Genomic DNA, 19,681 nt, shown 5'->3' with positions numbered 1-19,681 from the left:
TATATTATTGCCTGATGGCACACCAAAATGCTGTCACTCGTCAATGTAACCACAGTTATAATCAGACTGATATTGTCTAGTGATAGAGCAGGATGAGTGAGGAAAGATAGAAGATTATGAAAATTGTTTCCGACAAAATGCCAAAAGTAGATGTAGAAAGCATCCTTACCACTGAGGAAATCGCTGCTATTCACGAGTTTATGCATCATTATCCGCAGGCGCGTGCTGCCTCGCTAGATGCGCTCAAAATCGTGCAAAAGCGCAACGGCTGGGTTGATGATGCGCAAGCAAATGCCATTGCCAATATTTTAGATATTCCAATGTCAGATATGGATGGGGTTGCGACCTTCTTTAACCGTATATATCGTCAGCCTGTCGGTCGTCATGTGATCCTTATATGTGATTCTGTGGCTTGTTATTTGACAGGTTACGAAGCGCTGTCAGCTGAGATTAGATCACAGCTGGGTATTGAGTATGGTCAGACCACTACTGATGGACGTTTTACGCTGTTGCCAATTTGTTGCTTAGGTAACTGTGATAAAGGACCAGCGGTATTGATTGATGAAGACACTTACGGACCTGTCCAACCATCCGAGGTCGCGCAATTATTGGAGCTATACGCATGAGTTTAACGATTTCAGAGCAGATTGCTCGTCGCGGTCAAGGACAGGCGCCAAGCCAGCTAAATGCACAGCGTGTTCCAATTTATGGTGACAAAGCAACCGCCACTAGCGAAACCAAGCCTTTGACGTGGCGTTTAGCACATCATGATGCGGTGCTTGATTTAGCCACGTATGAATCTCTAAAAGGTTTTACAGGTCTAAAAGAGGCGCTATCTAAATCGCCTAAAGACGTCGGTAATATGATTAAAGCGGCCAATGTTAGAGGTCGCGGTGGTGCAGGCTTCAATGCTGGTCTTAAGTGGTCGTTTATGTCGCCGCCAGATGGTCTACCGCGCTATCTCATCTGTAATGCTGATGAAATGGAACCAGGCACCTTTAAAGATCGCCTATTAATGGAGCGTCTACCATTTCAGCTGATCGAAGGTATGCTGATTACTGCTCATGCGATTGGTGCTACTGACGGTTATATTTTTATCCGCGGTGAGTATATCTTGGCCGCTGAACGTTTGGTTGCTGCTATTGAAGAGTGTTTGGCTAATAATCTGATGGGCGATAACATTCTAGGCTCAGATTTTAGCTTTAACTTGCATGTGCATACGGGCGCTGGACGTTATATCTGCGGTGAAGAAACCGCATTGATTAACTGTCTAGAAGGTCGTCGCGCTAACCCACGTACTAAGCCGCCGTTTCCACAAATCTCTGGTGCATGGGGTCGTCCAACCGTCGTCAACAATGTTGAAACGCTTTGTAATATGCCAGCCATTTTAAACCATGGTGTTGAGTGGTATCAGTCATTATCTAAAATCAAAGGCAAAAGTGAAACGCCGGGTACCAAGCTGTTTGGCTGCTCAGGATTGGTTAACGATCCAGGCCTGTGGGAATTACCATTTGGTTATACAGCGCGTGAAATCATCGAAGATTTAGCGGGTGGTATGAAAGAAGGTAAAACTCTTAAAGCATGGTTACCAGGCGGCGCATCGACTGACTTTTTGACCACAGAGCATTTGGATGTGGTGGTGGATTTTGACACCATTCAAAAAGCAGGTAGCCGTATGGGTACAGGCCTAATTATGGTCGTTGATGAAGGGCAAGACATGGTGCCACTACTGCGTAACCTTGAGATTTTCTTTCAGCGCGAGTCGTGCGGTTGGTGTACACCGTGCCGTGATGGCCTACCATGGGGCGTGAAATTGCTTACTGCCATCAATGATGGTGAAGGGCAGGTGGGTGATGTCGAAAAACTAGAAGGCCTGACGCGTGATTTATGGATTGGTAAAACATTCTGTGCCCATGCGCCAGGTGCGATGGAGCCACTCATGAGTGCGATTAAATATTTCCGTCCAGAGTTTGATCAAAAAATCGCGCAGGCGGTTGGTGTCGATGTTATTGATGCTGCAGCCAACCAACAGCCAGTAGCGAAATAAGGAGAGCGGCATGGCAGTCATACATATTGATGGAACCACTGTCGAAGTAGATAGCGCAGATAACTTATTACAAGCTTGCCTATCACTCGGCATTGATGTGCCGTATTTTTGTTATCATCCAGCCCTTGGCTCAGTAGGTTCGTGCCGCCAGTGTGCGGTCAAGCAGTTTCAAAACAAAGAAGATATGGAAGCAGGTCGCGGTCGCCTAGTTATGTCATGTATGGTCGCTCCTGGCGATGATATGTACATCTCTGTGACTGACGATGAAGCCAAAGCATTCCGTAAGTCGATGGTTGAGCTACTGATGACCAACCATCCACACGACTGTCCAACCTGTGAAGAGGGCGGGCATTGTCATTTGCAAGACATGACCTATATGTCAGGTCATAGCCGTCGTCGCTATCGCTTTACCAAACGCACGCATCATAACCAAGAGCTTGGCCCGTTTATCGCGCATGAGATGAACCGTTGTATCGCTTGCTACCGCTGTGTACGTTTTTATAAAGACTACGCAGGTGGCGAAGATTTGGGGGTTTATGGCTCAAACAACCGTGTCTATTTTGGCCGCGACCAAGATGGTCAGTTCGAAAGCGAATTTTCAGGCAATTTGACAGAAGTTTGTCCAACTGGGGTGTTCACTGATAAGACCCACTCTGATCGTTATAACCGTAAATGGGACATGCAGTATGCGCCAAGCATCTGTCATGGTTGCTCAGCTGGTTGTAATATCTCACCAGGCGAGCGTTATGGTGAATTACGCCGTATCGAAAACCGCTATAACGGTGAAGTAAACCGTTATTTCTTATGTGACCGTGGTCGTTTTGGTTATGGCTATGTCAATCGTGATGATCGCCCAACGCAAGCGCTTGAGCGTATCAACGATAAGCATGTCAAAATTAATATCGACTATGCACTTGATGAAACTATCAAGCGACTCAAAGACAAAAAAGTCATCGGGATTGGCTCACCGCGCGCCAGTTTAGAGACCAACTTTGCGCTAAAAAACCTCGTTGGTTTTGATAACTTTTCAACAGGTTTGAACCATCAGCAGCAGGCACTGGTCAATAAATGTATTGAAGTATTAAGTACCGACGGTATTTATAATCCAAGCATGACCGACATCGAAACGCATGACGCAGTGCTCGTATTAGGTGAAGACATCACACAAACTTCATCACGTGTCGCGCTGTCAGTACGTCAAGCGGCAAAAAATGAAGGCCTAAAAATGGCGGCGGCATTACAAACACAGCCGTGGCTTGCTGAACCAGTCAAGCGTATTGCACAAAATGCGCTAAGCCCTGTCTATGTAATCGATGTGACGCAAACCAAGCTAGAAGATATCAGTAAGGTCAGTGTGGTAGCGACACCTGAAGATATCATTCAACTTGGCTTCAAAGTCGCTGATGAAATTGCCAACTTTGTTGATGACTTAGTAGAAATAACGGACCCACAAGCGTCTGAGCAAAGTGTCGATACTGATGTCAGTACTGAGACTGATGGTATGCAAGCGTTGGCTCAGCAAGTCGCTTATGATTTGATTCAAGCAGATAAGCCATTGGTTGTTTCAGGTAGCAGCTTATCTTCTACCGCTTTGATAGAAGCAGCGGCGCAAATTACCCAAGTATTAACCCAAAAACGTGCGGCAATTAAAGCAACTGAGCAACAGCAGGTTGAGGCACATAATGCCAAAGTAAATGCAGCACAAGCACAAGCTGCTGATGACCAACCTGAAGAAGATAAAGACTTATCTGCTAAACCAAACAAACCTGAAACAGGCGTAAATACAGAAGCGCAGGATGATGTAGAGCGTGAGCCTGCTGAAAACCTTGAGCTGAAAGAAGTAAACACTAAATATCAAGCACAAGCAGGTATCTATCTAACGGTTCCTGATGCCAATAGCATTGGCGTTTGTATGCTTGGCGGTCAGTCAGTTGAAGAATTGCTAGCTACTGATTACGATGTGGTTGTGGTGGCAGAAAACCAGCTAACAGATGCGATTGATGCCAATAAATTGACGCAGCTATTGACGGATAAAACAGTCATTGCGTTGGATCATCAGCTGCTTGATTGGCACAAAGACGTCGATATCGTATTGCCAGCCGCAAGCTTTGCAGAAGCAGATGGCACATTAATATCTGCTGAAGGTCGTGCACAGCGTTTCTTCCAAGTTTATGATAATGAATACTACCATCCGATGAGCAGCATCAAAGAAGGCTGGCGCTGGATACATGCTGTGCATAGCAGCATCGAGAGTCGTGATGTCGATTGGACACAGCTCGATGATGTGATTAATGCTTTGATTGCAACGCATCCCAAGCTTGCTGGCATTAAGGGCGCTGCGCCTGAAGCGGACTATCGTATAACTGGTCTGAAAGTTGCGCGCCAGCCGCGTCGTTATTCAGGGCGTACCGCTATGCGTGCACCAATTTCGGTACACGAGCCAATGCAGCCAAAAGATTTGGACACCGGTCTAACTTTCTCAATGGAAGGTTATAGCGGTAAAGAAACACCAAGTTCAATGATTCCTTTTGCTAATGCAGCAGGTTGGAACTCACCGCAAGCATGGAACAAATACCAAGACAAAGTCGGCGGTCATCTGAAAAATGGTGATCCAGGTGTGCGCTTGTTTGATCAGTTAGAGCGTCTAGCCACTCGTCAATATGTTGCGCCAGAGGCCATGTCTGCAAATACCACTGATTTACAACAAGGCCAAGCCAAACTGGTACCGATTCACAATATCTATGCCAGCTCAATGATGGCCTCGCGCAGTCCAATCGTCGCAGAGCAGCTACCCGTTGCAGCATGGCGTATCGGTATAGATGATGCCAAAGACTGGAATATCGCCGCTGGTGATTACCTAGCGATTGAAATTGATAAGCAACAAATTACTTTGCCAGTACAGCTTGTCGGTTATTTAGCAGAAGGTTGTATTGGTTATCCAGTTGGACAAGTCAGTATCATCCACCCATCGATGCCAGCGTCGGTACGTAAAGTGGATGCACCAGTAACGATGATGGGCAGCATGGCTAACGATATTATGAACAACAATGACGCTGCACAAATTAACGCAGCGCCGACCACCACACAGGAGGTGTAATATGCAAGTTACCCGTATTATCCCTGATGTGCCAAACTTTTTGGCCAATATCATGAGCTTTGATGCTTGGTCTATTTTGTTTTTGGTGGGTCAATCCTTAGCCATTTTTTTGGTCGTGGTATTGGTTGCCGCAATTATGATCGTCTATGAGCGCCGTATGCTGGCCTTATGGCAAGATCGCTACGGTCCCAACCGTGTTGGGCCTTTTGGTTCGTTGCAGCTTATTGCAGATATGCTCAAGATCTTCTTTAAAGAAGACTGGACACCAAAATTCACCGATAAGTTCATGTTTACATTGGCACCTGCGGTCGCCATGTTTACTGCCTTGGCTTCGTTTGCCATTATTCCCATCTCGCCAACGCTTGGCGTGGTTGATTGGGATATTGGCATTTTGTTTTTCTTCGCCATGGCTGGTATTGCCGTCTATGCCGTGATGTTCGGTGGTTGGGCCTCTGCAAACAAGTTTTCACTGCTTGGTGGTTTGCGCTCTGCTGCACAGACAATCAGTTATGAAGTGTTCTTAGGTTTGTCGTTGATGGGCGTTGTTGCACTAACAGGTTCGTTTAACTTGCGCGCTATTGTTGAAGCTCAGGCAGACGGCTGGTATATCATTCCGCAGTTCTTTGGGTTTTTGACCTTTGTAGTGGCTGGTGTGGCCGTTACGCATAGACATCCATTTGACCAACCAGAAGCAGAGCAAGAGCTGGCCGAAGGTTATCATGTCGAATACTCTGGCATGAAGTTCGGTATGTTCTTCATTGGGGAATATGTCAACGTTGTCTTAATCTCTGCGTTAATGACTTGCTTGTTCTTTGGTGGTTGGCTTGCACCTTTTAATTTAGATATTCCATTTATTCCACCAGCTTTTTGGTTCATGATTAAAACGCTGTTCTTTATGACCATGTTTGTTTTGGCTCGAGGCTCACTCATGCGTCCGCGCTATGATCAGGTGATGAACTTTGGCTGGAAAGTATGTCTGCCTGTAACCTTGATCAATTTGTTGATTACGGCTGCGGTCATTTTGATCTTTTCCCCAACGCTGTAATCATCACTAGCCATCACTGATGAACTAGGGTAAAGCTGATAAGGATAATAATCCCATGTTTACTACCATAAAAAAGACCGTCGTTGGTATATTTACCATTGTCCGCAGCATGTGGATGGTCAATAGTCATGCGCTCAGACCGCGTGATACCATCCTTTATCCTGAAGAGCCGGTACCTGTACCGCCGCGTTTTCGTGGACGTATTGTCCTAACGCGTGATCCTGATGGAGACGAGCGCTGTGTCGCTTGTAACTTGTGTGCGGTGGCATGTCCGGTAGGGTGTATCTCATTACAAAAAGCCGAGCGTGAAGATGGACGCTGGTATCCAGAGTTTTTTCGTATTAACTTTTCACGCTGTATCTTTTGTGGATTGTGTGAAGAGGCGTGTCCAACGACAGCCATTCAATTGACGCCTGACTTTGAGTTGGGTGAATATAAGCGCCAAGATTTGGTCTACGAAAAAGAGCATTTGCTTATTTCAGGACCAGGTAAATACCCTGATTATAACTATTATCGTGTGACAGGTATGGCGGTAGCAGAAAAACCAAAAGGTGCGGCACAAAACGAGTCTGCACCGATTGATCTAAGGAGCTTGCTACCATGATGAATATTTTAAACCATCCTGAACTGGCTGGATTTTATTCGCTTGCAGCAGTGGCCGTATTTGCTAGTCTGCGCGTAGTGACTCAGGCCAATCCCGTACATGCTATCTTATCGATGATTGTGTCGTTATTGGCAATAGCCGGAATATTCTTTGTATTAGGTGCGTCATTTGCTGGTGCATTAGAGATTGTCGTTTATGCGGGTGCCATTATGGTGCTATTCGTCTTTGTGATTATGATGCTTAATTTGGGCATGAGTAATGATGAGCGTGAAGAGCGTTGGCTCGATGCAGGCACTTGGGCGATACCAACAGGATTGACAATAATCATTGCCGTCGTGCTCTATGCGATGATTGGTCTCAATCATGATGAAACCGTGATGATGGGTGGTACGACTATCTCTGCTAAAGCAGTCGGTACAGTACTTTTTACCAAATATATTATGTTGGTCGAAGTAGCAGCATTGCTATTATTAGCGGCACTAGTAGCTGCCTATCATCTCGGCAAAGAGACGGTCGATGAAGAGATAATCGGTAACGACAGCCAAGGCTTTCAACCAAGTGTGGGTAGTATCAAGCAATACGACAATGATAGTAATCTTACACAGCATGATGCCGTAGAAATGGCTAAGCCTTATGAATATAAAGAGGTTGATCCGCATGACTATGTAGGTATGAAAGTAGGTGCGAACAAAGTTACGCGCAAGGAGTCAGACTAATGGTACTAGCAGCAAGCGTGGCACAAGATGTGTCAAACGTGCCGTTTGCCCACGAGGTGGCAGGCTTAGTACAGCCAGCCGCTGAGGCGCAAAATGTACTGGGTATGATACCCATGAGCCATGGACTGATTTTGGCAGGTATTTTATTTGCTATCGGTCTGTGCGGCGTCATGGTACGGCGTAACTTCTTATTTATGCTAATGAGTCTTGAGATCATGATGAATGCGGCAGCATTGGCATTTGTAGTGGCAGGTAGTCGCTGGGTCGATCCAGACGGGCAGATTATGTTTATCTTTATTTTGACCTTAGCAGCCGCTGAAGCGTCAATTGGTCTGGCAATATTATTGCGTTTTTATCATCAGCGTGGGCATCTCGATGTCGATAGCGCCAATGAGATGAAAGGATGATGTCATGAGTTTATTACCATTAACCTTTATATTCCCGCTCATTGGCTTTTTGATTTTAGCCTTTATGCGTGACAAATTATCAGAGCAGGTCGCAACGATTGTTGGCGTAGGCAGTATGCTGCTATCAGCACTATGCACGTTAGTCGTTAGCTATACTTTTTTGACTACCAATCCAGCTGGAACGGTAGTAGAAGTTCCGCTGTGGACATGGTTCCAAGTGGGCGATTTTGCGCCACATTTTGGTTTGAGCTTTGATGGTTTGGCATTGACCATGACTGGTGTCATCACTGGGATTGGCTTTTTGATCCATTTGTTCGCCGCTTGGTACATGAAAGGCGATACTGGCTTTGCTCGTTTCTTTAGCTATATGAACTTGTTTGTGGCCAGTATGTTGTTACTGGTACTAGCAGATGATTTATTCTTGCTTTATCTCGGCTGGGAAGGCGTTGGTATCTGCTCTTATCTATTGATTGGTTATTATTACCATGACAGAGCCAACGGCCGTGCCGCGATGAAAGCTTTTACCGTTACGCGTGTCGGTGATGTGTTCTTAGCCTTCGGTTTGTTCTTATTATTCCGCGAATTCGGTACGCTCAATATTCAAGAGATTATTACGCGTGCGCCAGAAGTATTCGATGTTAATAATCCAACGATGATGCTAACGACCATGATGTTGGTTGGCGGCGCGATGGGCAAATCTGCCCAGTTGCCACTACATACATGGCTTGCTGATGCGATGGCAGGCCCAACACCCGTATCGGCATTGATTCACGCAGCGACGATGGTGACGGCAGGGGTTTATCTGATTGCCCGTCTACATCCGTTGTTTGAGTTGACCCCGGGTATCTTGTTGTATTGGGTCGGCGGCGTAGGCGCGTTGACGTTAGTCGTTGCTGGATTCTGTGCACTTGCGCAAACAGACATCAAACGTATCCTTGCTTATTCGACCATGAGTCAAATTGGTTATATGTTTTTGGCACTTGGCGTGGGTGCGTGGCAAGGGGCAATCTTCCATCTGATGACCCATGCTTTCTTTAAAGCATTGCTGTTCTTATCATCAGGTGCGGTCATCCTTGCGGTACATCATGAGCAAGACATCTTTAAGATGGGCGGTCTGCGCAAAAAGATACCATTGGTATTCTGGTGTTATATCGTTGGTGGCGGAGCACTCGCTGCAATACCTTGGGTTACTGTTGGTTTCTATTCTAAAGAAGCGATTCTTTGGGAAACTTATGCGACTGGACATCTAGTACTATTCTATATGGGTGTTTTCGGTGCCTTCTTAACCGCGATTTATACGTTCCGTATGATTTGGATTATCTTCTTCGGTGAAGAAAAAACCCATGCTCATAAGCTATCAGGTATGTCGTACTGGTTGCCTTTAACCGTATTGCTAGTGCTATCTACCGCTGTAGGTGCGTGGATTACGCCGCCATTAGAGGGCGTGTTGCCAGAAAGCGTTGGTCATTTATTAGAAGTTGCTGGTCAAGCGCATGCTAAGCACACCGCAGAGTATATCGCGATGGGTGCCATGGCAGCAGGTTTGATATTGGCTGCACTATTATATGTCGTTAACAAAGGTCGCTTGCTTACTAGCTTTAAGCGCTCACGTATAGGTGGGGCATTGTATCACTGGTGCTACCATGGCTTAGGTTTCGACGCGCTATATGATGTACTTTTCGTAAAACCCTTTTTGTTCATCGGCCGCTTACTTAAAGCCGACCCTATTGATAAAACGTGGTTACTGTTACCTAAGCTGGCTTCAGCAGGTAATAAAGTATTGTCTGCGACGCAAACAGGGTCTCTTCGAGGTTATGCCACAAGCTTTGGCTTGGGTATGGCTGTATTGCTGGTGCTGGTAATGATGACGGTGGTGTAAAAGATGATTGAGTTACAACAAACGTGGATGCTACCAGCATTAATTGCAATTCCTTTTATTGCAGGATTGCTATGCTGGGTGGTAGAGCGATTTAATAAACGTCTGCCGCGCTGGATTGCCTTGATCGGTATGGCGTTGACCTTTGCTTTGTCATTGGTGCTTTGGCAGCAAGGTGATTTTAGCGGTATGAGTAAGCAAGTCATTGCACCAGATGCTGCAGTGCCTTGGGTAGCAGAGTTTAGTGTGCCGTGGATACCAAGTTTCGGTATTAGCTTTCACTTAGCGCTGGATGGTTTGTCGCTGATGATGGCAGCTCTAACAGGCTTACTTGGTGTGGCAGCCGTTGCTTGTTCGTGGAATGAGATTCAGCGCCGCGTTGGCTTTTTCCACCTGAACTTGCTATGGAGTTTGGGCGGCGTTATTGGTGTTTTCTTAGCCATTGATCTGTTCTTATTCTTCTTCTTTTGGGAGATGATGCTGGTTCCGATCTATTTCTTGATCGCCATTTGGGGTCATGATGTGGTTGGCAAAACCAAAGAATACGCGGCCACCAAGTTCTTTATCTATACCCAAGCGTCTGGGCTTATCATGCTCATCGGTATTTTGGTATTGGTCATTATCAGCTATGCCCAAAAAGGGGTAGTGAGCTTTAACTATAATGACTTGCTCGGTACGTCACTTGGCGGCTGGGAATATCCAATCATGCTGTGCTTCTTCATTGGTTTTGCGGTGAAGTTGCCAATCATTCCTTTCCATGGCTGGTTGCCAGATGCGCATGCGCAGGCACCAACGGCAGGTTCTGTGGATTTGGCAGGTGTACTCATTAAAACCGCTGCGTATGGTTTGATTCGTTTTGTATTGCCACTATTTCCAGCAGCATCACAAGAGTTTGCGCCGATAGCGATTACCTTAGGTACGATTGGTATCTTTTACGGTGCATGGCTAGCGTTTATGCAGACTGACATGAAGCGTTTGCTCGCGTATACCAGTATCTCGCACATGGGTTTTGTGGTATTGGCGATCTATGCCGGGACATTGCTCAGCTTACAAGGTCTGATGATCCAGATGCTTGCTCATGGTTTGAGTTCAGCTGCACTCTTTATCATGGCAGGACAGCTATATGAGCGTCTGCATACCCGTGATTTGACCTTGATGGGTGGCATGTGGGGACAGTTCCGCTACTACGCACCGATATTGATGTTCTTCTGTGCTGCGCTGTTAGGTATTCCAGGTACGGGCAACTTCATTGGCGAATTTATGATTTTGTTTGGCTCATTTGCTCAGTATCCAGTGTTTGTAGTTTTCGCGACATTCAGTTTGGTATTAGCAGGTCTTTATTCGCTGATTTTGATTCATCGCGCACTATTTGGTAAAAACAACATCGCAGCGTTGGCAGAGCGAGAGACTAAGTCACATGGCTTACCCGCACGTAAACTAAAAGACTTGGGCAAGCGGGAGCTGTCATTGCTACTGATGTTAGCTGCTGGTTTGGTATGGCTAGGACTGTATCCACAGCCGTTCCTTGACACCTCAAGTCATGCGATGCAGTGGATCAATAACGCATATATATACAGTCAAGTGACACAGGTAGATGCGTCGCATCTGCTTGATGTAATGGAGGCACGTTAAGTCATGAATGATATTACGATGAATGATTTGATAGGATTGTTGCCTTACGCACCGATTATCGCCGTAGTGATTACGGTACTAACGGTTATGATCGCGATTACCTTTAAACGCTCGCACATGGTCACTGGTACGATTACAGTGGCAGGCTTAAACGTTGGCTTGTTTACTCTAATCGGGCAGATGATCGGCGTGATTGAAAGCGGTTCTATCGCGCCAAATACTGAGCAGTTATTCGTTATCGATAACTTTGCCCAATTTAATATGGTAGTGATTTTTATCTGTGCCTTGGCTTGTTGTACGCTGTCTTATGCGTATCTGGCCAATCTCAAAGATAATAAAGAAGAGCTATACTTGCTCATGTTGTTATCGACCATTGGTGCATTACTAATGGTAAGCGCGCAGCATATGGCGTCATTCTTTATGAGCCTAGAGATGCTGTCAGTACCGCTATATGGTTTGCTTGCTTATACTTATATGCGCAACCAGTCGCTTGAGTCGGGTCTGAAGTACTTGGTATTGTCGGCGACTGCATCAGCGACGTTACTGATGGGTATGGCCTTTATTTATGCAGAAGTTGGCTCATTAGCATTTAAGCCAATCAGTATGGCATTGGGCAATATCTTTGAGTCGCCATTACTGATATTGGGCGCGGCAATGATGATGTTTGGTATCGCCTTTAAACTCTCGGCTGCACCTTTCCATATGTGGACGCCTGATGTTTATGAAGGTGCACCAGCGCCTATCGCTACCTTTTTAGCATCAGTATCAAAAGTGGCGATGATGGCACTGGCAGTACGTTTCTTAATCGATACTGCTTTGCTGGCATTGCCATCAGTGCAAATGCTATTGATGGTCATGGCAACATTATCTATCTTGGTAGGTAACTTATTGGCAGTACGTCAAACCAGTCTCAAGCGTCTACTCGGTTACTCATCTATTGCTCATATGGGTTACGTGATGATCGTGATTGTCAGTATTGGCTCAGCCGCTGATAGCATCTCTAGTATGTACATGGCAGTGTATGCCTTTACCTCTATTGGTGCCTTTGGTGTAGTGACATTGATGTCGAGTCCATATCGCTTATCTGGTGAAGCTGATGAGCTAACTCATTATCAAGGACTATTCTGGCGTCGTCCAGTATTGACCGCCGTCATGACTATCATGATGTTGTCATTGGCTGGTATTCCGTTGACGGCAGGCTTTATCACTAAGCTATTTGCCATCTTGGCTGCTGTACAAGGTACCAATTGGTTCTTGGCGGGGATGATTATCTTGGGTAGTGCGATTGGTCTATTCTACTACTTACGCGTTTTACTCACGTTATTCAAACGTCCCAAGCAATTCATCGAGTTTGATGTGTCTGGACAATGGGGTATTCGTACTGGTGGTATCATGATCATTGCTGTGACGGCGATTATTCTATTCTTTGGTATCTTGCCAAATAGTATGATTGAGTGGGCAAGTTTGGCTCGAATTTGGTAATATCGCTGAATTAATACGACAGATAAGTCGCTGTGACCTATCTGTTGTTACGGTTAAAAAACCAAGATGCGCCAGCTTTATGATAAGCTTGGCGCATCTTTTTTTATGCTTACCTTGTTGGTACTTATCTTCTTTTGCCTATCAAAGGTAACTTATAAATATACAGTTTCATAAAGTATAAGTGACGAATAATTATGAGTGATAATATTCAAACAGTAACGGTGCTCAGTAAAACTACATGGACGCCAAATCTATTTAGCTTTACCGTCAGCCGTCCCGACAGCTTTAAGTTCACAGCAGGGCAGTTTGTGCGTTTAGGCGTCAATCCCAGTCAGTTGAAGTACTATCAACAGACTGATGCAAGTGATGAAACTGCTGGTACCGCATTGAATGAAGACGTTTTTCGTGCATATTCGATTGTCTCTTCGCCCTTTGATGAGGTGATAGAGTTCTTCTCTATTGTGATTCCTGATGGTGCATTTACCTCGCAATTGCAGCACTTACAAGTGGGCGATGAGCTATTACTTAACACTACGCCATTTGGGTTTTTGACTTTGGCGCGTTACCAAAAACCATTGCCAAAAGACTTATGGCTGCTAGCAACAGGAACTGGCTTGGCACCGTTTTTATCGATGCTACAAGATTTAAAGACATGGGAGGATTACGAGCACATTGTATTGGCCTATAGCGCACGCTCGCTCGATGAACTGGCTTACGTTGAGAAAATTGAGCGCCTACAAGAAGACTTCGGTACGCTGGTTGATAATCCAGCAAAGCTTATCTTCATACCAATTGTCACTCGTGAGCCTGTCGAAGGTACATTATCAGAGCGTCTGCCGAAGCTACTGCTAGAAGGTAGCTTGCAAGAGCGCGCGGGTATAGCGTTGGATATTGATACTACCCATGTCATGCTATGTGGTAACCCAGATATGGTAGAAGATACTAAAGAAGCGTTAAAAACATTAGGACTGGTGATGAATCGCCGCGGCGAGGGTAATATTGCCGTAGAGAATTACTGGTAGTTATCGGATTCAATAAAAAAACGCTGCATCTCAAAGGTTATTAGCCTTATAGATGTAGCGTTTTTTTATGGGATAAAATACTAGCGACTTACTCTTGGCTTGGCTCAGTCGCATCATCTATAGGGTTGATAGGACCTTGCATCAATTCAGGATCGTCATCATCACTGATGATATCTTCATTGCTACTGGCAGCCAGTAAATCGCGATAGTTAATCTGAGCCTTTAAAACCATTTGCTCTTCTTCTAGCTCACCATAGTTTATCTGTACCTTATGCAAGGTGCTCATGATTTTTTTGTTGTTTTTTAACCAACGATGGATATCGAGATAGATCACTTCGTCTTTTGCGCGAGCAATATTAACGTACGACAGAATAAAGCCTAAAGGGTCTTTTTTGAGCACACTGTGATAAAACCAAATCGCCAGTTTGATGCCTTGACGTTTAACGAAAGATTCACAGCGCAGATTTAATATATCAGTATACGTTTGCTGACCAAATACAAAGCGTTGCACATTGCGATCGAGTTGAACGTGAACTAAGCTAAAGTTACTTGCTACCTCGGCATAGATACCGCCTGCATTGACAGTGCAGTACAAACGAAACCAGTCATCATGCATCTCGACACGTAGTTCTAGAATGGCTTTCACATTGTCAGTGACAAACTTTTGTAGTGCATCATTAACGTAAGTCTGTGCTACTGGTAATGATAGTTCATCTTCGAACTTGTCCGTCGTCTTGTTATAGATATCTTTAACCGATTGGGCGATACGATCCCAACCACTGCCGAATGACTCGTCAAAACGATAGCCAATACTTTCGAAGAACTCATCAAAATTATCTGAATTATTCACGTTATCAAAGTCACTCAAACTTATTATCCTTATAGGGCGCGTCATTTAATCAGTGACGTAAAAATGGCTAAACAATATATGCAGGCAATCGTTAATCCAAACGAAAGCGAATGCTCTATAACTTCTAAATCTTTACGACCAACAGTAATTTTTATACTGGTAGGTAGCAAAAGCGAAAAAATCACCTTTAATACTAGTGCGTCTATGTCTATTAAACTGCTTAACCAAGGCGATGCACAGTTCTGGTTGTGACAATGCACAATGCCAATAATTCAATTGTGTTAAGGCAGTATATAACAAATACAGTGGCTTCAAAATGAACACGTGCGTTTTATAGCAACTCATTTGGTATAGACGGTGTTTCGTTTGTCTTACAGGTTCTCAAATGCATATCTATTAATCAGCGGCTAAGGTTACCAATCCTGCATGGCAGATGTCAAAATGCCGCCGCAGTGTTGATACTGGCGACATAATTCTATGTCATGTTATGATAGCGCCAGTATAAATCTTGCTTATCGTTACAATACTGATTAAATGGTGCCTTGTATTGATATGCTCACAATCTGAGATCCATTGTGGCCTATATAAAAGACTCACAGAGTTATCATTTTTCAGCGCAAGCTCCTAAGCGCAATATCAGCTTGCCTGTCGCTATTGTCATTGCGGTAGCTGTCCATGTGTTGATTATTTTCGGCATCGGCTTTTCCATGGGAAAAGACCCAGCTGCAATGATGCAAGACGTGGCAAAGGTGATGACCGACAACATGCAGCCCAATGAAGATGCACATTTTATTGCCAACGCTTCACAAGAGGGCGGTGGTACAATAGAAGAGCAGCTAAGACAAGAGAACAATCAGCTAAGTGCAATGTCTGCTGAGCAAATGAGTGAGACTCAAGACATCATTAACTTACAGCGCCAAGTTCGTCAGCAGCGCTACCAAGAAAGTTATCTACGTACGACGTTGAGCTGGCGTCAAGCCACGGTAGAGTCGGATAATGATAGCGAGCAAGCGCAAGATGATGCGATGGCGCAAGAAGAGCGTCTACGTAAGCAGATTGCAACCTTAGAAGCTCAATTGTCTCAGCGTCAACAGGTTTATGCAACCAAATCCAAAGTTGTAACGATGGATAGTAATTCGACCACGCGAGGTGCGGCAGCAGATTATATTAATACATTCCGCGAGCACGTTGAGCGAGTGGGTAATTTGCATTATCCTGTGCAAGCACGCGTTCAAGGTATTACGGGTGAGGTGCGGTTAATGGTGATCATCAGTAACGATGGGGATATCAAAGCTATTCGCTTACTTGAAAGCTCGAACTCTACGATATTGGATGAAGCTGCTAAGCAGTCGGTACGACAAGCTGCACCCTTTGGTAAATTTACCGAAGACATGAGCGATATCGTCGAGCTGCGCTTGATACGTACGTACCGCTATAGTGATACGGTTGAAGTAACGTATTAAGGTTAACCTATACAAGTACTAAGAATAAATTTACTTAAAATCAAGTCAATGAAAATACAGCTGTTAAAAACAACGCACTATGTTTTATAAGTACAGATATCAAAACTCATAACACACCGCTATAAAATAAAGAGTCATTATGGAATTTTTAGGTTTTACCGTAGATGTCGCGACTTTAACGAGCAATGCTTTAGAGCTGGTCATTAAAGTCGCTTTAGCAATAATTATATTTATCGTTGGGCGTTGGCTTGCCAAAAAGGCAGTCTCTTTTTCTGATCGACTGATGACGCGTAGTCATTTGGATCAGACAGTTGCCAGCTTTTTAAGTCGGCTATTGTATGGCGTGCTACTGGTTGTGGTGGTCCTAGCTGCACTTAGTAAAGTCGGCGTGCAGACTACCTCTGTCGTCGCGATCTTAGGTGGTGCTGCCGTTGCCATTGGTTTGTCACTGAAAGATCAGCTATCGAATTTTGCTGCTGGTATTATGATTGTGACGTTTCGCCCGTTTGTACGCGGTGACTATGTGCAGATATTGGGTCACACAGGGACGGTAAGTGAAATTAGCCTAGTTAATACGCATCTAACCACCACCACCAATCACGATATTATTATTCCAAACGGTGATATAACCACCAGTGCTACTATCAATTATAGCTCGCTGCCCAATCGCCGTGTCGATATCACACTTGGTATTGGTTATGACGCTGACATTAAAACAGCTAAAGATATTATGATTAAACTGGCTACTGATAATCCATTGTCATTCGCTGATCCAGCACCTATTGTTCGAGTTACTAACCTGGGTGACAATTCAGTCGACCTAACGCTCAATGTTTGGACCACAAATGACGATTGGTGGAGCATGCAGTGTGATTTATTAGAGCAATTCAAATATGCCCTGGATGATAATAAAATTGATATTCCATTCCCGCAGCGCAGTGTACATGTTAAAGGATTGGATATGTTGATGGGCAATAAAGACCAGTCACCAGCGCCATTACCTTCTTTAGATAAAGATAATAATGCCTAAAATGCGCAGCTTGTGAGTTAACAGATCAAGTAAAACAAACAGCCTCAACAATCATAAATAAGGATTTGGCAGCGCAAGATTTTTTAGAATGGCAATCTCAAACGTTTCCATTTCATCTTGCTCAGCCTGTCCAAGCTCATGATCAAAACCCAATAGGTGTAGCACGCCATGTACCAGTAAGTGGCTAATGTGCTGCGCCACGGTTTTGTCCTGTTCAGCCGCTTCACGTACCATCACTTCGTGACATATAATCAGCTCTCCAAGAGGCAACGTTGGCATCAGCTCAATGATAGTGGCAGGTAGTTCACTTGGATAAGACAAAATATTAGTCGCATAGTCCTTACCACGTGCTTCTAAATTTAATGCACGACCTTCGACTTCATCAGTAATATATATATCCAATGTTTTGGACTTTTCTTGCCATTGCTCAGAATCAATATCTGCAAAATAGGGTAGGGTCAGACCATTATTAATACGATTATCTATATAATCTAAAGTCGCCATCATGACTGACAGCAGACGCTCACGATTATAAAAAGTATCTAAGATCTCATCATTAATACTATCGGTCGCACTGATATCAAGTGCTGCTAAGTTGGCATAGTTGCTAGCGATCTTGTCATCAATATTGATGTTGTCAGGTTGGCTCATGTTGTTGTCCTTTTTATTATAAATAAATACGTTTTTCAGGTTGCATTGTTTGGGTTACTTACCAGCTTTTTTTGCCATATAAACAGCTTAATCACTGTCCATCTCAGTGCTACGTTCTTGGCTAATATATAAAGGCTACTATAGCTAAGTTGCTGGTAGGCTACTAGTAGTGAAAGAGCTAAATCCAACAAAATATTGGTAAGAAAAAACCGGACTACTGTTAGTAATCCGGTTTTCTTATACAAGATAAGTGCTTATAGCGAATGTCTGTAATCCAGTTGTTAGCTGGATTATTACAAACTGGCTGCTGCATCAGCCATCGCTTGCTTCCGCTCTTGTTCTTTTATGCGTTCAAACTTACGTTTTTCTTGTAGTGCCAGTTGTTCTTCATCAAACACATCATAGGCTTCGACAATTTGTTGTACCAACTGATGTCGTACCACATCTTTTGAGTCAAATTTTGTGATATGTATCTCTTCAATACCACTCAAGATATCCATCGCTTGCGCCAAGCCCGATTTATGACCGCGTGGCAAATCGACCTGAGTAATATCACCAGTGATGACCGCACGTGAGCCAAAGCCCAAGCGTGTCAAAAACATCTTCATCTGTTCAGGCGTGGTGTTCTGCGCTTCATCTAAAATGACAAATGAGTTATTCAAAGTACGGCCACGCATATAAGCAAGTGGCGCGATTTCAATAATCTGACGCTCAATCATTTTACCCACTTTTTCAAAGCCGATCATCTCATAGAGTGCGTCGTATAATGGGCGTAAGTATGGGTCGATTTTTTGGGTTAGGTCACCTGGCAAGAAGCCTAGCTTTTCGCCAGCTTCTACCGCTGGACGTACCAGCAAAATACGTTCAATCTCATTACGCTCAAGCATATCCACGGCACAAGCAACTGCTAGATAGGTTTTACCCGTACCAGCAGGCCCAATGCCAAATGATACATCAGAGCTCAGGACGTTTCTTACGTAGCGCTGTTGGTTACCACCGCGTGGAACGATGCGGCCTTTGCGCGTACGCAAACTGATGGGCGTAAATTCGCTAGCCTCATCCAAGTCTTCATCATATTCCATATCATCATGACCTTCTTGCTCATCTTCTTCGATATCTTCATCACGAGAGATGCTAGATTGGATGATGAGATGCAGTTCTTCTGCACTGATGTCTTTGGTGTTCTGGGCTTCATCTACCATTTTGTAAATGATACGTTCACCGCGTTCGACATTGGTTACATCGCCACTCAGGCAAAAATCGCCGTGGCGCTGCATGATTTTAATATCGAGGCGTTCTTGGATGTATTTCATGTGGTTGTTGTATTCACCAAGCACGGTTTTTAGCTGTGCTGGAGTCAATGATTCAAACTTTATACGGCGGCTCATGGAATCAGTCAAGCGATTATCCTTTTATTGTGTACCCAACGCTATGATTTGGTTTTAATGGCGTGACGGGTTGCAGAGATAAAATAGTTAGTGGCGTTACAGTGTTTTGGGTGTTGAAAAATCTTAGATAACAAAAATGACGGCGATATTATTATTTTTGTGGAAGGTAGTAAATGAAAGTAATAAAAGTCTTGCCTTCATTATGGTAGAGAATTTTTAAATTTCAAGCCATACATCTAGATAGATGGCGCTGTTTTTGTATGCTGATTGCAACTGCTACAGCGATTTTCTATAGATTGATTCGATGTTGCTATCAGTTCTATATAGTTCATCGCTATCCGTTGTTTGATAATGATTTAATAAGATTAAGA

Annotated in this window: 16 protein-coding genes; 13 read left to right on the top strand and 3 right to left on the bottom strand. The window is 44.3% G+C overall.

Annotation, left to right across the window (positions count from 1 at the left end; translation table 11 throughout):
- The first annotated feature begins 116 nt into the window (after window positions 1-116).
- The 11 genes from nuoE (at window position 117) to ACT3QN_RS02550 (ending at window position 13,928) form a co-directional block, all read left to right on the top strand.
- Entirely contained in the window at window positions 117-626 is a 510-nt protein-coding gene (nuoE, locus tag ACT3QN_RS02600; RefSeq protein WP_444521624.1) for an NADH-quinone oxidoreductase subunit NuoE, read from the top strand.
- On the top strand, window positions 623-2,047 hold the full coding sequence (nuoF, locus tag ACT3QN_RS02595; protein WP_444523354.1) for an NADH-quinone oxidoreductase subunit NuoF: 1,425 nt from the start codon (window positions 623-625) through the stop codon (window positions 2,045-2,047). Before nuoE ends, nuoF begins: the two co-directional genes overlap by 4 nt.
- Before the next feature lie 10 nt (window positions 2,048-2,057).
- On the top strand, window positions 2,058-5,144 hold the full coding sequence (nuoG, locus tag ACT3QN_RS02590) for an NADH-quinone oxidoreductase subunit NuoG (RefSeq protein WP_444523353.1): 3,087 nt from the start codon (window positions 2,058-2,060) through the stop codon (window positions 5,142-5,144).
- A gap of 52 nt (window positions 5,145-5,196) precedes the next feature.
- The gene (gene nuoH, locus ACT3QN_RS02585) at window positions 5,197-6,189 is read left to right on the top strand and encodes an NADH-quinone oxidoreductase subunit NuoH (protein ID WP_444521637.1); all 993 of its coding nucleotides are present in this window, start codon (window positions 5,197-5,199) and stop codon (window positions 6,187-6,189) included.
- A 55-nt stretch (window positions 6,190-6,244) separates the two neighbouring features.
- Entirely contained in the window at window positions 6,245-6,793 is a 549-nt protein-coding gene (gene nuoI, locus ACT3QN_RS02580; RefSeq protein ID WP_444523352.1) for an NADH-quinone oxidoreductase subunit NuoI, read from the top strand.
- Entirely contained in the window at window positions 6,790-7,509 is a 720-nt protein-coding gene (nuoJ, locus tag ACT3QN_RS02575) for an NADH-quinone oxidoreductase subunit J (protein ID WP_444523351.1), read from the top strand. The genes nuoI and nuoJ overlap by 4 nt, the downstream gene beginning before the upstream one ends.
- Before the next feature lie 98 nt (window positions 7,510-7,607).
- Window positions 7,608-7,916, top strand: coding sequence for an NADH-quinone oxidoreductase subunit NuoK (nuoK, locus tag ACT3QN_RS02570; RefSeq protein WP_025653102.1), 309 nt, complete (start codon window positions 7,608-7,610; stop codon window positions 7,914-7,916).
- Window positions 7,917-7,920: 4 nt separating this feature from the next.
- On the top strand, window positions 7,921-9,795 hold the full coding sequence (gene nuoL, locus ACT3QN_RS02565; protein ID WP_444523350.1) for an NADH-quinone oxidoreductase subunit L: 1,875 nt from the start codon (window positions 7,921-7,923) through the stop codon (window positions 9,793-9,795).
- A gap of 3 nt (window positions 9,796-9,798) precedes the next feature.
- Window positions 9,799-11,424 (top strand): NADH-quinone oxidoreductase subunit M, encoded by a 1,626-nt coding sequence (gene nuoM / locus ACT3QN_RS02560; RefSeq protein ID WP_444523349.1) that lies wholly within the window; start codon window positions 9,799-9,801, stop codon window positions 11,422-11,424.
- A 3-nt stretch (window positions 11,425-11,427) separates the two neighbouring features.
- Window positions 11,428-12,906 (top strand): NADH-quinone oxidoreductase subunit N, encoded by a 1,479-nt coding sequence (locus ACT3QN_RS02555; RefSeq protein WP_444523348.1) that lies wholly within the window; start codon window positions 11,428-11,430, stop codon window positions 12,904-12,906.
- A 194-nt stretch (window positions 12,907-13,100) separates the two neighbouring features.
- On the top strand, window positions 13,101-13,928 hold the full coding sequence (locus ACT3QN_RS02550) for a ferredoxin--NADP reductase (RefSeq protein ID WP_444523347.1): 828 nt from the start codon (window positions 13,101-13,103) through the stop codon (window positions 13,926-13,928).
- A gap of 88 nt (window positions 13,929-14,016) precedes the next feature.
- Here ACT3QN_RS02550 and ACT3QN_RS02545 read toward each other — a convergent pair whose 3' ends face one another.
- Window positions 14,017-14,796 carry a hypothetical protein gene (locus tag ACT3QN_RS02545; RefSeq protein WP_444523346.1) on the bottom strand — a complete coding sequence of 260 codons (780 nt, stop codon included), beginning with the start codon at window positions 14,794-14,796 and terminating at the stop codon, window positions 14,017-14,019.
- A gap of 557 nt (window positions 14,797-15,353) precedes the next feature.
- Here ACT3QN_RS02545 and ACT3QN_RS02540 point away from each other — a divergent pair.
- Window positions 15,354-16,241: an energy transducer TonB gene (locus ACT3QN_RS02540; protein ID WP_444523345.1), complete on the top strand. Its 888-nt coding sequence runs from the start codon at window positions 15,354-15,356 to the stop codon at window positions 16,239-16,241.
- 139 nt (window positions 16,242-16,380) lie between these two features.
- A complete protein-coding gene (locus tag ACT3QN_RS02535) occupies window positions 16,381-17,271 on the top strand; it encodes a mechanosensitive ion channel family protein (protein ID WP_444521614.1) in 891 nt (296 codons plus the stop codon).
- A gap of 51 nt (window positions 17,272-17,322) precedes the next feature.
- Here the strand turns inward: ACT3QN_RS02535 and ybeY are convergent, their stop codons facing one another.
- Together ybeY and ACT3QN_RS02525 are read right to left on the bottom strand one after the other, a co-directional pair.
- Window positions 17,323-17,922 (bottom strand): rRNA maturation RNase YbeY, encoded by a 600-nt coding sequence (gene ybeY, locus ACT3QN_RS02530; RefSeq protein ID WP_444523344.1) that lies wholly within the window; start codon window positions 17,920-17,922, stop codon window positions 17,323-17,325.
- Between the two features lie 293 nt (window positions 17,923-18,215).
- A complete protein-coding gene (locus tag ACT3QN_RS02525; RefSeq protein WP_444523368.1) occupies window positions 18,216-19,310 on the bottom strand; it encodes a PhoH family protein in 1,095 nt (364 codons plus the stop codon).
- Window positions 19,311-19,681: the final 371 nt, after the last annotated feature.

The sequence above is a fragment of the Psychrobacter sp. AOP7-C1-14 genome (genome assembly GCF_052376135.1).
Taxonomy (GTDB): domain Bacteria; phylum Pseudomonadota; class Gammaproteobacteria; order Pseudomonadales; family Moraxellaceae; genus Psychrobacter.
The sequence above is the reverse complement of the archived record's forward strand: the minus strand, read 5'-3'. Positions and strand labels throughout refer to the sequence as shown.

What these genes read in the sequence shown, in the direction of transcription:
- ACT3QN_RS02535 (WP_444521614.1), top strand. Translation starts at nt 16,381, where the DNA reads ATGGAATTTTTAGGTTTTACCGTAGATGTCGCGACTTTAACGAGCAAT.
- ACT3QN_RS02555 (WP_444523348.1), top strand. Translation starts at nt 11,428, where the DNA reads ATGAATGATATTACGATGAATGATTTGATAGGATTGTTGCCTTACGCA.
- nuoF (WP_444523354.1), top strand. Translation starts at nt 623, where the DNA reads ATGAGTTTAACGATTTCAGAGCAGATTGCTCGTCGCGGTCAAGGACAG.
- nuoH (WP_444521637.1), top strand. Translation starts at nt 5,197, where the DNA reads ATGAGCTTTGATGCTTGGTCTATTTTGTTTTTGGTGGGTCAATCCTTA.
- nuoE (WP_444521624.1), top strand. Translation starts at nt 117, where the DNA reads ATGAAAATTGTTTCCGACAAAATGCCAAAAGTAGATGTAGAAAGCATC.
- ybeY (WP_444523344.1), bottom strand. Translation starts at nt 17,922, where the DNA reads ATGAGCCAACCTGACAACATCAATATTGATGACAAGATCGCTAGCAAC.
- nuoG (WP_444523353.1), top strand. Translation starts at nt 2,058, where the DNA reads ATGGCAGTCATACATATTGATGGAACCACTGTCGAAGTAGATAGCGCA.
- ACT3QN_RS02525 (WP_444523368.1), bottom strand. Translation starts at nt 19,310, where the DNA reads ATGAGCCGCCGTATAAAGTTTGAATCATTGACTCCAGCACAGCTAAAA.
- ACT3QN_RS02550 (WP_444523347.1), top strand. Translation starts at nt 13,101, where the DNA reads ATGAGTGATAATATTCAAACAGTAACGGTGCTCAGTAAAACTACATGG.
- nuoL (WP_444523350.1), top strand. Translation starts at nt 7,921, where the DNA reads ATGAGTTTATTACCATTAACCTTTATATTCCCGCTCATTGGCTTTTTG.
- nuoM (WP_444523349.1), top strand. Translation starts at nt 9,799, where the DNA reads ATGATTGAGTTACAACAAACGTGGATGCTACCAGCATTAATTGCAATT.
- nuoI (WP_444523352.1), top strand. Translation starts at nt 6,245, where the DNA reads ATGTTTACTACCATAAAAAAGACCGTCGTTGGTATATTTACCATTGTC.
- nuoJ (WP_444523351.1), top strand. Translation starts at nt 6,790, where the DNA reads ATGATGAATATTTTAAACCATCCTGAACTGGCTGGATTTTATTCGCTT.